We start from the raw sequence: 12,624 nt of genomic DNA on the forward strand, positions 1-12,624 counted from the left end.
GGCTATTACGCATTCTCTCCGCGTCGCAGACGATCGATGATCTTTCCGAGCTTTTGCTCAGCCTCGGCTCTGGTGGACCAGTAACCATATGGCTGTCCTTCCTCGCTTCCCCACGGCACGACGAAATCAAAGGAGAGGCCCATCAACTGCAGGACGCTGTCGATATATGCGTCGCGGGCATCCTCATCGAGCAGCACGGCCTTCCATTCCGAGTTCTGCACCCAGACGGTGTCTCCGGAGAACAGGAACCGATGCTCGCCATTGTCCCATAGAAACGTGGTCGCACCGGCCGTGTGACCGGGGGTGGGGATCACCTCTAGGTCTTCCGTGATTTTCCTTCGCTCCGAGAAGGTGCCGGCAATTGGCAAATCCGTTCGCCGGCGATCATCCGCGTGCACGAAGATGGGCACATCGAGGTCGGGTGCACCGTACATCGCTTCATGCCAGTGATTGACCAGAAGCCGATCCGTCCTGCCCAGGGCGAGGATGTCGTTCTTCGCAGCGGTGATGCCCGGCGAATTGTAGATGATGATATTCCCCTGCGCGCGCTCCAGGACGAACGAGCGCACCACGACGCCATCGAGGTAGGGCAGCGGAGCCGTCGGCGTCGCATGGAGGCCCCGGATCGAGGACTGGAGTCCCGTGGTGTTGTTGGGGGAAGACAGCTCGGACGGCATAAGCACTCCAATTCGATGCGGCGACGCGCTCCTGATCAACCGCGTTGCTGTCGGGGATCAGGAAGGCTGAGGTGTCTGCAAGTCGCTCAGCAGCCCGGGACCGGTCGGCTCCCACGACAGCAACTCGCGCGTCAGAGCGCTCGATGCCGGCATGTCCAGTGTCACGAAGGTCGAGAGCCATCCGAAGTGGCCAGCTGCGTCCTCAGGCGGCAGCGAGACGGTAGGTACGCCATATGCCCGACCGATCGTTTCGGCGATATCCCGTAGCGCGATGCCTTCCTCGGCAACTGCGTTGTAGCAAGCGCCGCGCACCTGCCGTTCCAGTGCCAGCACGTACAGCGGGGCCAAATCGGACAGATGCACGGCTGGCCAGCGATTGGAGCCATCACCGGCATAGGCTGAAACGCCTTTCGCCTTGAGCAGGCCGACCAGCCACGTGACCAACCCCTGCTTGACGATCGTGTGAACTTGAGGGAGCCGCACGAATGATACGTTTACGCTCATGTCTGCCAGTTCGCGGCCCGCAGCCTCCGAGACGCGAGGACCGGTAAATTTGGTGCTGACGACATCCTCCTTGGCCAGATCGCCTGGATTCGTGAGACCCGCCGCAATTACCGACGTGACAATCATCGGACGCTCCGATCCGGCCAGCACGGAGCCGATCGCTTCGATTGCCCGCCGATCCTTTTCACAACTCGCAACGAAATCCGAAAAGTCGTCGAACGCGCAGTGAATGACCGCATCCGCACTGGAGGCGCCGCGCTTCAGGCTCTCGGTGTCTTCGAGCGCGCCACGATGGGCTTGGGCACCTGCGGCGCGAAGCCGCGATGCCCCCTCGTCGGATCGCGTCATGCCAACGACCTGATGTCCGGCCTCGATGAGTTCGAGGACGACGGCAGATCCGATGAAGCCGGTGGCTCCAGTTAGGAAGACTCGCATGTTTCCTCCATCAGAAAGTGTGGGAACCGGATGCTGAAGAGAAGCGACCATCGAGCATCGCCAACGGATAGTCGGTGTAGCCCTTCACGTCCGGCACCATAGAAGGTTGACCCATTAGGCTCGTCGAGAGCGAAATCCGCTGCCATCGGATCCGAACGTCCGGGTTCTGGGATGTTCAATGGAAGACCGAGCCACCGTCGACCGCGACGATCTGCCCCGTCATGAACGCCGAGGCCTCGCTCGCGAGGAACACGCAGACGCCGGTAAGATCCTCGGGCAACTCCTCTCGCGGCAGACAGCGCATCGCCACCGCACCGGCCAGCATCTCCTCCGAATAGCCGGTGTTCCGGCGTATTCCTTGGGTCATGGTGAGGCCTGGCGCGATTGCGTTGACCGTTATCCCGTCGCCGCCAAGCTCCTTTGCTAGCGAGCGCGTCATCGCGGCGATGGCGCCCTTGCTGGTCACGTAGTGAAGCATGAACGGGACAGCCGTAAAGATGGCGGCAGAGGTGAGATTGATGATCCGTCCCCATTTCCGCTCCCGCATCCGCGGAACCACCGCCTGACTGCAGAGAAAGGGAGCAAGCGTGTTTACTGAAACAACGCGGGCCCATTCCTCGGGATCGATGCTCTCGAAAGGCTGCAACTTCACCGAGGTGGCCAATGCCGCGTTGTTGACGAGGATTTCCACACCGCCGTGCCGATCTTCAATCGCGGCGACACAGTCTTGAACGCTGGATTTGTCGGCGACATCACAAGTGATGCGCTCGATCGAGCTGTTCGCCGCATCGGCGCCGTCCCATTTGATGTCAGCGGCGATGACGCGCGCACCTTGTGCGGCGAGTTCCTGCGCAATTGCCGCGCCGATGCCGGTTGCCGCGCCGGTCACCAAGGCGACCCGATCTTCCACGCTTATGCTGATCTTTCCACTCACGTCTCGATCTCCGCTACTTGGCCAGTTCCGGGAAGAATCCGCTATACGGTTCGATGCCGCGGATTTCTGCGGTGACGAATCCCTGCTGCATCCCGGGATAACCCGCGAGGAGCATCTCCATGTGATCGCGAGATTCGGCGTCGAACAATGACATGATCCCTTCATCGTTTTCGAAGAGCCAGATCGCGCGCAAATAACCGCGTGAGTAATACTCGCGTGACTTCGCCCACTCTGCCTCAATTCCGCTCTTCTGCTCGGAAGGCGACATGGCGGCGTATTTGTCGTTGAACTTGCCGAATATGACGAACTGCATGACCGCAGTCTCCCTTGCGTTAATGAATTTGCCGCCGATCCTGGCTCTAAGGCCAGTGGCGATCAGGTGCTTGGGAGTATGTGGCGACTTGAATTTTCTTGATAATGGCGGCTGAATTCGCTTCACTTATTCCTCGATGGAACAGATCGCTCTTGAGAGGCTGACAGGCGTGATCGCATTCGCCCGAGCCGCGTCGCTGGGCAGCTACACCGCCGCCGCGAAGTCGCTCTCGATTTCGCCATCCGCAGTAAGCAAGAGCGTTCGGCGCTTGGAACTCCAACTCGGCCTGTCGCTGTTCACCCGAACGACGCGGTCCCTGACGCTCACATCCGAAGGCGCCGACCTTTACGAGCGGGCGTTGCTGCTACTTCGGCAAGCAGAGGAAATAGAGCAGCATGCCCTAGCGGTTCGAGCCGAGCCGTCGGGCACGCTGAGAGTGACTGCACCGCTGCCAATCGGAACCAATCTCCTCGCACCCGCTATTCCCGGCTTCCGAGAGCGCTTTCCGAAGCTGGAGATTGATCTCCGTCTCGACGATCGCCGCACGGACATCGTAGACGAAGGCATCGACGTGGCGATCAGGGTCGGCGATCTCGTCGATTCACAGCTGCTTTCGCGCAAGCTGGCGCCGCACCGGCTTTGTGCCTTCGCCTCCCCAAGTTACCTGAAACGGCGCGGCACGCCCACTCACCCGGACGAGCTTTCGGAGCATGAGTGCGTCAACTTCAGGTTCCAGAGTTCCGGTCAGCCGTCGAGATGGCCTTTCCAAGTCGGGGAGCGCGTGGTTGAAGTAATTCCCCGCGCCGCAGTCACGGTGGATTCCGGTGATGCCGTGCTGGCAATTCTCGCTGCCGGCGGCGGAATCGGCGTCGCCCCACCCTACATCGCAGCGCAATACGTCAGGCAGGGTAAGCTGATCCCGATCTTGACGCGGTTCGCCGTCGAGAGGTCAAGCATTACCGCGCTTTGGCCGGAGAACCGCCGGGGCAATCCCAACGTCCGAGCATTTCTCGACTATCTGGACGAGATATTTCCCAAGCTACCGCCATGGGACGAGCTTGTGGTCAACGCTTAATGCTTGGCACCTGTTGGCGGTCTTTCCGCTGTCGTTCCGTCTCGCAGCCAAGTCAGCCAAAGCCTGCCACCGGGTTTGCTGCCAAACCTTTGTTACTTCGCGGCGAGGCCATCGAGGAATGTAGGCATTCCATTCCATGAGGGCCTGCCCGGATCATCGCGTTTAGTCTCTACGTCGCCTATCTGGATCAGATGTCGCCGCGCGCCATCCAATCCACATGAACCGTTTAGCTTACTTGCTAGATTCCAGCCAACCATTCCGACTGGGCTTCGCGTATCGCAGCGACGGTCTCCGGCCTGTCGATGCCTGGAAGATCGTCGCGAGGTTTGTTCGCCGTTCGCGCGAGCGCATAGCTTAGCCATCGATAGGAGGCCCGATACCCTGATAGTTCCGTCGAGTTGATTTGGGGTTGGTCGTTTGGGTCAGACGGCACCATCGTGTCGCGGATGTAGATCATCCGCAATCCGGCGAGGCCCCAGTCGCCTTCCTTTCGATCCGCTCGCCAAAGCAGACGGACATATCCGGTGATGCAAACTTCCACCCCGTCGATGGGAACGAAGCTGGCCAGCCGACAAGGTGTCTCCGCAATCGCTCGATCGCTTTGCAGCGTGACGACCGAGGGTGACAGGGAATGCAGCGTGACCCTGCCGGACGCCGCGTTGCGCCTCGTCCTAGCAATGAACTCGGGAGCGCTGCCCTTCAACCAGGATACATCCACGATCGCATCAGCGCGCCAGCATGCGGTCATCTCCCCCCAATCGCCAGCGTCCCGCGCATTCCGCTCGCGGTTGATCAAGTCGGAAACCTGCAGCTTAGCAGTGAGGTTATTATCATTTCCGCTCGGCTCACGCTCATGTCGAGCATCTGCCTTGGCGGGGGCGGCTGCCGCCAGAATGAGTGCTGAGGCAACCATCTGGCGGCGGTTTGGTTGAACCGAACCTCCCTCGCTCTTCATTTCAATTTCTCCTTCGCTTCGCCGGCGTGTGCTTAATGCGCCATGGTGCTAGGGGCAGTTGAAACTCAGAAATGGACGCCGGCCTCCACGCCATAGGTCCTGGGCGCACCTGGGACGTAAACGTCGTTCGCCGCCTGCTGCGCTGTGACGAAATAATAGCTATCCGTCAGGTTCTTCGCGAAAAACCGGACATCGATGTGACGATCGATGCTGGTCCAAGTCAGCGAGGCGTTAAGCAGGTGGTAGGGCTCCTGAGTCAATCGATTGCTTGGATCCCAATAGTATCGCGATCGGTGTGAATCGTTCACGGCGAGGGCGAACTCCCCGACCCCGGTGTCGAACCGGTAGTTGGCGCCGATGGTGTAGGAGAAACGAGGGGCGTTGATCATCCGATTGCCGGAGACGTCGCAAACCGAACCGGCATTGCCTCCTAAAACCGCGCCGCCGATCGGGCGCGGAGTAGTGCAACTCGCACCCAAGAACTGCGTATATTTCGCGTCGAGATACTCGGCGCTCCCGGTCAGAGTCAGGCCGGGAACCACTTTCAACTCAAAATCCGCGTCGACGCCATTCAGTCGTGCAGCCGCGGCATTGTACAGGATAGCGAGCCCCGGCGGCGCCGGCGGCGCAGTAGTGCGGACCTGAATATCTCTGTAGTCGTAATGAAAGCCAGCCACGTTGGCACGAAGCCGTCGATCGAAGAGCTCGGACTTCACGCCCAGTTCGAAGGCGTCGAGAACCTCGGGTCGCGAAGGCTGGTTGCTGAAGACGGTTGGATTAAAGCTGCCGGATTTGAACCCGCGATTGTAGGACGCATAGAGATGCACGTCAGGCGTCAGATCGTGGGCGAGCACGGCCTTCCATGTCAACTTGCCGAAGCTCGTGTTCGTGACGATGCCGTCGGGATTCCCCGGATAGGGGTCGCCGGGGCTGACGACGACGCTGCCCGGAAGCGCCGCGGGAGTATTCGGCCGCCCGGGAAAGGGCACGGTCGTCCCGGTGATCGAAATCTCGTCATCCGTGTAGCGCAGGCCCAAAGTCAATCGCGTGGCTTCCGTTAGGCGGTAGGTTCCCTCCGCGTAGCCTGAATAGGATCGAGTCTTCGGATAGCTGATGGTCTGGATGGGAAGCGGCGCGGGGGCGCAGATCGCATCGACGCAGGTTCCATAGGTCGCCGCCGAGATGCGGTTGTCATTGTTATAGTAGAAGAACCCTGCGATCCAGTCGAAGGGTGAGTCGCCGACCTTAGACCGGAGTTGAAGCTCCTGCGTTATAGTCCGGCTCTTCGCGGTCAGATCCAGTACCGAGGCGGACTGCCCGGCCACCGGCTTGCCAGGTTGGCCGTTCTGCGTCAGCATGGTGGGCGAAAAGCTGTGCTGATACCCAGTCAGGCTGGTAAGGTCGGCGAAGCCGAGATCCTGCTCGATCTTTGCTCCAACCAGGTAGGTTTCCACGCTTAAGCGTGGATCGTCGCGGGTAGAACTGCGATATTCCCCCAGATACGGCGTGCCATCACTCCCCACCGCTCCCGGGAAGATCGCGACCACGCTTCCCTGATCGGTGGCCAGCCGGTCGTAGAACCCCTCCAAAGTCACCTTGGTCGCGCCCGAAGGTCTCCAAACGATCTTGCCCTGAACCCCCTTCTCGTCGAGCTTCTGGGTCTCGCTACCCGTGAACATGTTCCTTCCCCATCCGTCCGCCTGGTAGGTACTGGTGAAGGCGAAACCCGCGCTCAGAGTGTCCGACAGGGGAACTGACGCACCGATGTTTGCCGAGACGGTGTCGTAATTCGCATATTCTATCGACGCGTCCATCCTCGGTACCGCGCCTGGATCTCGCGTCACTACGCTGATGAGACCGCCGGTCGAATTGCGTCCGTAGAGCGTGCCCTGCGGCCCCTTTAGGACCTCGACCCGCTCGATGTTGTTGAAGGAGAACGCGATCGCCCCCGAGTAGGGCAAGTAGAAGCCGTCAAAGTATGTGGCGATCTGAGGTTCGGAGGTGAAGCCGGTGTTGTTCGATCCCACACCTCGCAAGAAGCTGTTCGTTCCCGCCCCGAACCTGTTCAGGGCAAGGCCAGACACGACGTTCGGCAGGTCAACTGCGCTCTTTACCCCGACGGTCTCGAGCCGGTTGCCGTCGAACGCGGACACGGTGAGCGGCACCTTTTGCAAGCTCTCGGAGCGACGCGTCGCGGTAACGACGATTTCAGCAACTCCGTTTTGCTCGGCACTATCCGCGCCTTCGGCTGAAGAGGTGCCTGTCTGGCTACCATCATCAGAAGTGGCATCCTGTCCCCAAGCGGTCCCAGCGAACGCCGATGTCCCCACGGCAAGCAATAGGATTGTTGCGCTTCCCCGCATCTTTCATCCTCCCATCTCGCAGAGCTTGGCCCTGTCGTCTCATTGTTTGCTCGCGGCCGTGCACCAGCAGCAGCCGTGGCAGGGTCATACTACACGGAATGTATTTTGTGACAAGTCAAATGAGACATAGTGCCTATTACGAGGAGCCTAGAGCTGCCTGATTGGTCAGGATTCCGCCCACGGACCGAAGGTGTGGCATTGGAGGATCAGGGAGCGCGGATTGCAGATTCTGGCGCGTGATGCCGGCTTTCAGGCGTGCGCTTCCCTCCAGCGAACCTAAGCACTACGGACTCGGACACCGCGATCCGCCCGTGAGTGGGTATGACACCCGGCGTAGGCGAGATTCCAAAGGGGGAATGGGGGCAGTGACTAAGGGATATCGTGAACAATCAGCCCGGCTTGTGCCAGGGATCGCGCCACCATGTCAGGCGATCCGGAGCGGCGCCCCGGATGAAGATCGTCGCTTCATTGACGAGCGCGGCGGCAACATCGCATTCGATACCAAGCCCTATGAGGATCATCGCCATCACCTGATCGACAAAAGGCCGCCGAGGGCTATCCGTCTGCGATATGGCGCGAATGGCTTCGCGCATTGTGCCGATTGCGAGCATCCGCGCCGCTTCGGCATCGGAGAAACGAACTTCGTGCGCCTCGAGCGCCGCAGCAAGGTGCGAAGTCATGCCTTGGAACAGCACGCCATCTGAGCGAAGCAGGTCGCTTCGTGCCACAAATGCGCCCCACGTCTTGTCGAGCACGCTACGCAGTAGAAATAGATGGACCGACACAGTGAACAGCAGGATCGGTTTCATTCTATCGTTGACGAGGTCCTTGAGGCTTTCGACCATTTCGTCGACCAATTCGCTGGCCCGCTGCTCGATCGCTTCGTCGACCGAGTTAAAATATTTATAGAAGGTCGCGCGTGACACGTCGGCCCGCCTGATTACCTCGTCAACAGTTGGCGGTCCGGTGAGCACATGCTCCGCATAGCATTCCATCACCGCTTGTAGCAGCCGTGCGACCATTCGCTCCCGGCGCATCTTCGCCACCCGTACACGATGATCTTCGTTGATTGCTGCTACCACTCGAACGTTCCTGCCCCGTCTTGGCGCTTGATCGTAGGGCTTGGACGATGTGATGCAACGTCATAAAGTCAATTCCTCCCCACCATTCCGACAGTGACATTGTCACGCAGCCCGTGGAATCGGGTGCAACCGGCCATAGTCTCCCTTGTGGAAGAGCAGTGGGCGCGCCGCGGGCTCAGCTGCCAAAGCGGCGACCTTACCAAGCGCGATATCGTGATCCCCCGCCTCATGCACCGCATATAATTCGCAATCGATCCAGGCGACCACACCTTCCAGGATCGGGAGGCCCATGCCTGAGATGCGATGCGCGACACCGGCGAATTTATCCTCTGCGGGAGTAGCAAATCGACGCGATAGAGCCTGCTGCTGGTCGCCCAGGACATTGACGCAGAAGCGTCTAGTCGCACGTATTCGGCGCCAGCTTGACGATTGGCGGCCGGGGAAAAAGGCGACCAGCGGTGGATCGAGCGATACGGAAGTGAACGATCCAATCGACATACCAATGGGCCGATCCCCGCTTTCGATCGAGGTGATTACGCAAACCCCGGTCGGGTAGTGACCGAGCACGGTCCGGAAGGTCTTGGGATCGATCATGCACCACCTCTCCGCGCAAATTACATAATAGACATGGAGTATATTATCACCGTTCCACAGCCGATGCAATTCCCCCGGCCCTCGGGCAGCGGGTGGAAAAACAGCTTGAAATATACATAATGTCCATTATGAATCGGGGCGCCCTGCGGGCCTGATCTGAACTTGGCGAGCCGGCAAAGCCGGCCAAATGGATGCGAGGATGCCAGACTACGACATTATTCAGGTCGGATATGGCCCCGTCAGCGAGGCGTTGGCGCTTATGCTGGGGCGTCAGGGCCGGCGTGTGGCGGTCTGCGAGCGCTGGCGTGAGCGATATCCACTGCCGCGCGCCGTGTGTATCGATCACGAGCTTTACCGCGTGCTTCAAGCGATTGGCTTGGAGAATGCGCTTCCCAGAGTGACTCAGCCAGGTCCTGTCTATCAGTGGTTCAACGCCGACTGGAAGGAACTGCTTGCGATCGACTGGTCGAAGCCGTCGATCTCAGGGGGCGTCGAAGTAAACTTCGTTCACCAGCCGACGCTTGAACAGGCGCTCGACGATGCCGTTCGACAGCAGTCGAGCGTGGACCTTTATCTGGGATGCGAAGTGATCACTGTCGAACAGGGCGAAAGCGGAGTCGTCGTGACGCTGCGGGAGGACGGCGTGGACGAGCGGCAATTGTCGGCGAAATACGTCATCGGTTGCGACGGGGCCAATTCGCTGGTCCGCAGCACCATCGGAAGCGGTCAGGAAGATCGCGGCTTCGAAGCCGACTGGCTTGTAATCGACGTTCGTCTGAAGTCCGGTGTCACCATCGAGGAACTCGGCATCCCGGCGGCCGGCCAATATTGCAACCCCGAACGACCGACCACCATCGTGCCCGCCGGCATCAGCGGCGATCGTATCTATCGTCGCTGGGAGTTCATGCGACTTCCCGGCGAATCGGCGCAGGAACTGGAAAGCGAAGCAAAGGTCTGGGAGTTGCTCTCCCCGTGGGCCGGTCCAGCGCAGGTCGAACTCATTCGTCACAAGATCTACAACTTCCGGTCGCTGATGGCCGACAAATGGCGGGACGGCCGGCTATTGATCGCGGGCGATGCCGCCCACGTGATGCCGCCGTTTATGGGGCAGGGCATGTGCGCCGGGCTCCGCGACGGCTGGAATCTTGCGTGGAAGCTCGGGCTGGTGCTCGACGGCCGAGCGGATGATCGCCTGCTCGACAGCTATCAGACAGAGCGGCAGCCGCATGTCCGGCAACTGACCAATCTATCGATCTATCTCGGCAAGATGATTTGCGTTCCCGATGCCGACGCTGCCGCAGAGCGGGATCGAGCCTTTTTCGAAGGTACTGCGCCGCCGCCACCTGATTTTCCCCACCTGACCGATGGATTGCTCTATCGGCCGGATGGCGATGCCCTGCAGCCGGGTGCGGGTCTCTTGTCGCCGCACGTCACGCTTGAACATGAAGGGCGGACAATGCGCCTTGATGCATTCGACGGCGGCGGCGGCTTTCTGCTGTTCACGCGCGAAATCGATCCCGCGACCGCCATGGACGCGCTGTCGTGTCTTCCACTGCGCGCCGTCCGTCTTGGGCAGGGAGACGGCACGGTCCGCGACCTTGACGGTCGGATCGACGATTTCCTGGATGAACATGGATGGGCGGGAATGATCGTTCGCCCGGACTTCTACGTCTACGGCGGCGCAGCTGACGCCGCAGCATTCGATCGCCTGGCGCTTGCGCTTGCCGATGATCTCGCGGCGGCTGGCGTGCGGCTTTTCGACCTTACAACGACGGAGATATCATGAAGCTGGCTCGTTTCGGTAGCGAGGACGCCCCCGGGCTCGGTCTGGTTGAGGACGACCGGATCGCCGATCTTACCGCTGGCGGTTTGTCCCTATCGACCATGCGTGACATTATCGCGGCGGGCCCCGAAGGGCTGGAGGAAATCCGCGCCGTTGCCCGGCTCGCGCCGCGCCTTGCGCTGGACGAAATCAAGCTACTCGCTCCAATCGAGCGGCCGGGAAAATATCTCGCGATCGGCATGAATTACGCCAAGCATCTCGAGGAGGCCGACCGCCTCGGCGTGGCGCGAGCACAGCATCAAACCTGGTTCAATAAGCAGACGAGCTGCGTCACGGGACCCTACGATGATATCGATCCGGGCGTTACCGAAAAGCTGGACTATGAAGTCGAACTCGCTGCGGTGATCGGACATCCTGCCAAGCGCGTGAGCAGGGAGGAAGCGCCGAAGCATGTCTTCGGCTTCCTGGTGGCGAACGACGTCTCCGCGCGTGACTGGCAGTTCCACACGCCGACCTTCACGATGGGCAAGTCGTTCGATACGCATGGCCCCATCGGCCCGTGGCTGGTGACCGCCGGCGAAATCTCCAATCCGCACGACCTGCGGCTGCGCAGCTGGGTTAACGGGGAATTGCGCCAGGACAACCGCACCTCTGCGATGATCCACAACCTGTGGGAGCAGATCGCCTATCTTTCGACCGCATTCACGCTTGAGACGGGCGACTTGATCGCCACTGGAACCCCGGAGGGCGTCGGCGTCGGCATGGAGCCGCCCATCTTCCTGCAGCCGGGCGATGTCGTGCGCTGCGAAATCGAACAGATCGGCGCCATTGAGAATCGAGTCGTTCATCCAAGCGATTGAGAGGAGAGACAATCATGGCTGTACGAGGCCTATTATCATTTACGCTTGAGGTTCCGGATCTCGACCCTGGAATCCGCTTCTACTCCGACGCGGGCCTGGTCGCCGACATCAGAGGCGATACCGCCTATCTCCGCTGCCCCGACCAAGTGCGGCCGTCTATTGTTCTGGTCGGGGGCGCACCGCGCAAGCGCCTCCACCATATCTCGCTATGCGCCGACGAGCTCGACGGCATGGCGGTTGCTGTCGCCCGGAACGGCGGAAAGGTCGTGGCGTCGCCAGAACGATTCGAAGACGGCCTGTGGGTCGAGGATCCTCATGGCATGCTCCTCCAACTCGTCGATGAGGCTCCCGATGCACCGCCGTCTGCCACTGGCGAGGCGTTCGCGATCAACGCTCCCGGCCGGATCGTGCGCCACGGCCGCTCGGCGATCCTTCCCAAGGCATCCTATGCGCCGGCTAAGCCACTGCGGCTAGGCCATGTTCTGGTATTCAGCCCGGATGTGCTGCGCAGCGTCGCGTTCGTGACCGATGCGCTCGGCATGGGCTTGGCCGATCGATCCGAGGACATCATTGCCTTCACGTGCACGAAGCAGGGCAGCGATCATCATGTGATTGCCTTTGCCAAGTCGCCCGGCGTGGGCTTTCACCACGCCAGTTTCCAGGTCAACGATCCCGACGAGGTCGGGCGCGGCGGTGCGGCGTTGCTCGAAAAGGCGAAGCGTGGAGACTGGGGATTCGGCCGGCACACGATCGGGTCCAATTTCTTCCACTACATTCAGGACCCGTGGGGCTCGTGGTTCGAATACTATTCCGACATGGACCACATCGCCGATTACGCGGGATGGACGCCCACCAACTACTCGTTGGAAGACAGTCTGGCCAGTTGGGGCCCCGGCGTACCGGATGATTTCGTCCATAATTATGAAGCTGACGAAGCGCCTTTCCAGCAAGCAGCGATGCGCCAAACGGCGACCGCTTGACACCCGATCCGTCGACCCTAACCAACTCTGGGCTTCTCATAATATACAACGCGTCTCTTTTTGGTTGTC

12 protein-coding genes are annotated in these 12,624 nt (G+C 60.4%); 4 read left to right on the forward strand and 8 right to left on the reverse strand.

Annotated elements, in window-relative coordinates; all coding sequences use genetic code 11:
- Window positions 1-5: 5 nt before the first annotated feature.
- The 4 genes from G5C33_RS01640 to G5C33_RS01655 all read right to left on the reverse strand — a co-directional run bounded on the left by G5C33_RS01640 (window position 6) and on the right by G5C33_RS01655 (window position 2,863).
- Window positions 6-677 carry an MBL fold metallo-hydrolase gene (locus G5C33_RS01640; RefSeq protein ID WP_165325611.1) on the reverse strand — a complete coding sequence of 224 codons (672 nt, stop codon included), beginning with the start codon at window positions 675-677 and terminating at the stop codon, window positions 6-8.
- Between the two features lie 57 nt (window positions 678-734).
- Window positions 735-1,667: an SDR family oxidoreductase gene (locus tag G5C33_RS01645; RefSeq protein ID WP_228275162.1), complete on the reverse strand. Its 933-nt coding sequence runs from the start codon at window positions 1,665-1,667 to the stop codon at window positions 735-737.
- Between the two features lie 124 nt (window positions 1,668-1,791).
- On the reverse strand, window positions 1,792-2,550 hold the full coding sequence (locus tag G5C33_RS01650) for an SDR family NAD(P)-dependent oxidoreductase (protein WP_206518614.1): 759 nt from the start codon (window positions 2,548-2,550) through the stop codon (window positions 1,792-1,794).
- Between the two features lie 13 nt (window positions 2,551-2,563).
- A complete protein-coding gene (locus G5C33_RS01655; protein WP_165325612.1) occupies window positions 2,564-2,863 on the reverse strand; it encodes a muconolactone Delta-isomerase family protein in 300 nt (99 codons plus the stop codon).
- Window positions 2,864-2,999: 136 nt separating this feature from the next.
- On the opposite strand from G5C33_RS01655, the gene G5C33_RS01660 reads away from it, so the two are divergent.
- On the forward strand, window positions 3,000-3,938 hold the full coding sequence (locus G5C33_RS01660; RefSeq protein ID WP_165325613.1) for a LysR family transcriptional regulator: 939 nt from the start codon (window positions 3,000-3,002) through the stop codon (window positions 3,936-3,938).
- 238 nt (window positions 3,939-4,176) lie between these two features.
- Here G5C33_RS01660 and G5C33_RS01665 read toward each other — a convergent pair whose 3' ends face one another.
- From G5C33_RS01665 to G5C33_RS01680, 4 genes are all read right to left on the reverse strand, one after another.
- Window positions 4,177-4,893, reverse strand: a complete 717-nt coding sequence (locus G5C33_RS01665) for a nuclear transport factor 2 family protein (protein WP_165325614.1) — start codon at window positions 4,891-4,893, stop codon at window positions 4,177-4,179.
- Between the two features lie 65 nt (window positions 4,894-4,958).
- Window positions 4,959-7,256 (reverse strand): TonB-dependent receptor, encoded by a 2,298-nt coding sequence (locus G5C33_RS01670; RefSeq protein ID WP_165325615.1) that lies wholly within the window; start codon window positions 7,254-7,256, stop codon window positions 4,959-4,961.
- Between the two features lie 389 nt (window positions 7,257-7,645).
- Window positions 7,646-8,338 carry a TetR/AcrR family transcriptional regulator gene (locus G5C33_RS01675; RefSeq protein ID WP_165325616.1) on the reverse strand — a complete coding sequence of 231 codons (693 nt, stop codon included), beginning with the start codon at window positions 8,336-8,338 and terminating at the stop codon, window positions 7,646-7,648.
- A gap of 102 nt (window positions 8,339-8,440) precedes the next feature.
- Window positions 8,441-8,932, reverse strand: coding sequence for a flavin reductase family protein (locus tag G5C33_RS01680; protein WP_165325617.1), 492 nt, complete (start codon window positions 8,930-8,932; stop codon window positions 8,441-8,443).
- Between the two features lie 199 nt (window positions 8,933-9,131).
- On the opposite strand from G5C33_RS01680, the gene G5C33_RS01685 reads away from it, so the two are divergent.
- Genes G5C33_RS01685 through G5C33_RS01695 form a run of 3 tightly spaced genes read left to right on the forward strand, consistent with a single transcriptional unit; the run spans window position 9,132 to window position 12,555 of the window.
- Window positions 9,132-10,718, forward strand: coding sequence for a bifunctional 3-(3-hydroxy-phenyl)propionate/3-hydroxycinnamic acid hydroxylase (locus G5C33_RS01685; RefSeq protein ID WP_165325618.1), 1,587 nt, complete (start codon window positions 9,132-9,134; stop codon window positions 10,716-10,718).
- Window positions 10,715-11,575, forward strand: a complete 861-nt coding sequence (locus tag G5C33_RS01690) for a fumarylacetoacetate hydrolase family protein (RefSeq protein ID WP_165325619.1) — start codon at window positions 10,715-10,717, stop codon at window positions 11,573-11,575. Before G5C33_RS01685 ends, G5C33_RS01690 begins: the two co-directional genes overlap by 4 nt.
- 14 nt (window positions 11,576-11,589) lie before the next feature.
- Window positions 11,590-12,555: a VOC family protein gene (locus tag G5C33_RS01695; RefSeq protein WP_165325620.1), complete on the forward strand. Its 966-nt coding sequence runs from the start codon at window positions 11,590-11,592 to the stop codon at window positions 12,553-12,555.
- Window positions 12,556-12,624: the final 69 nt, after the last annotated feature.

The organism is Sphingosinithalassobacter tenebrarum, assembly GCF_011057975.1.
Classification (GTDB): Bacteria; Pseudomonadota; Alphaproteobacteria; order Sphingomonadales; family Sphingomonadaceae; genus Sphingomonas; species Sphingomonas tenebrarum.

Bases quoted from the DNA above. Each gene is read 5' to 3' on its own strand.
- G5C33_RS01640 (WP_165325611.1), bottom strand. From the start codon at position 677: ATGCCGTCCGAGCTGTCTTCCCCCAACAACACCACGGGACTCCAGTCC.
- G5C33_RS01645 (WP_228275162.1), bottom strand. From the start codon at position 1,667: ATGGTCGCTTCTCTTCAGCATCCGGTTCCCACACTTTCTGATGGAGGA.
- G5C33_RS01655 (WP_165325612.1), bottom strand. From the start codon at position 2,863: ATGCAGTTCGTCATATTCGGCAAGTTCAACGACAAATACGCCGCCATG.
- G5C33_RS01660 (WP_165325613.1), top strand. From the start codon at position 3,000: ATGGAACAGATCGCTCTTGAGAGGCTGACAGGCGTGATCGCATTCGCC.
- G5C33_RS01665 (WP_165325614.1), bottom strand. From the start codon at position 4,893: ATGAAGAGCGAGGGAGGTTCGGTTCAACCAAACCGCCGCCAGATGGTT.
- G5C33_RS01670 (WP_165325615.1), bottom strand. From the start codon at position 7,256: ATGCGGGGAAGCGCAACAATCCTATTGCTTGCCGTGGGGACATCGGCG.
- G5C33_RS01680 (WP_165325617.1), bottom strand. From the start codon at position 8,932: ATGATCGATCCCAAGACCTTCCGGACCGTGCTCGGTCACTACCCGACC.
- G5C33_RS01685 (WP_165325618.1), top strand. From the start codon at position 9,132: ATGCCAGACTACGACATTATTCAGGTCGGATATGGCCCCGTCAGCGAG.
- G5C33_RS01690 (WP_165325619.1), top strand. From the start codon at position 10,715: ATGAAGCTGGCTCGTTTCGGTAGCGAGGACGCCCCCGGGCTCGGTCTG.
- G5C33_RS01695 (WP_165325620.1), top strand. From the start codon at position 11,590: ATGGCTGTACGAGGCCTATTATCATTTACGCTTGAGGTTCCGGATCTC.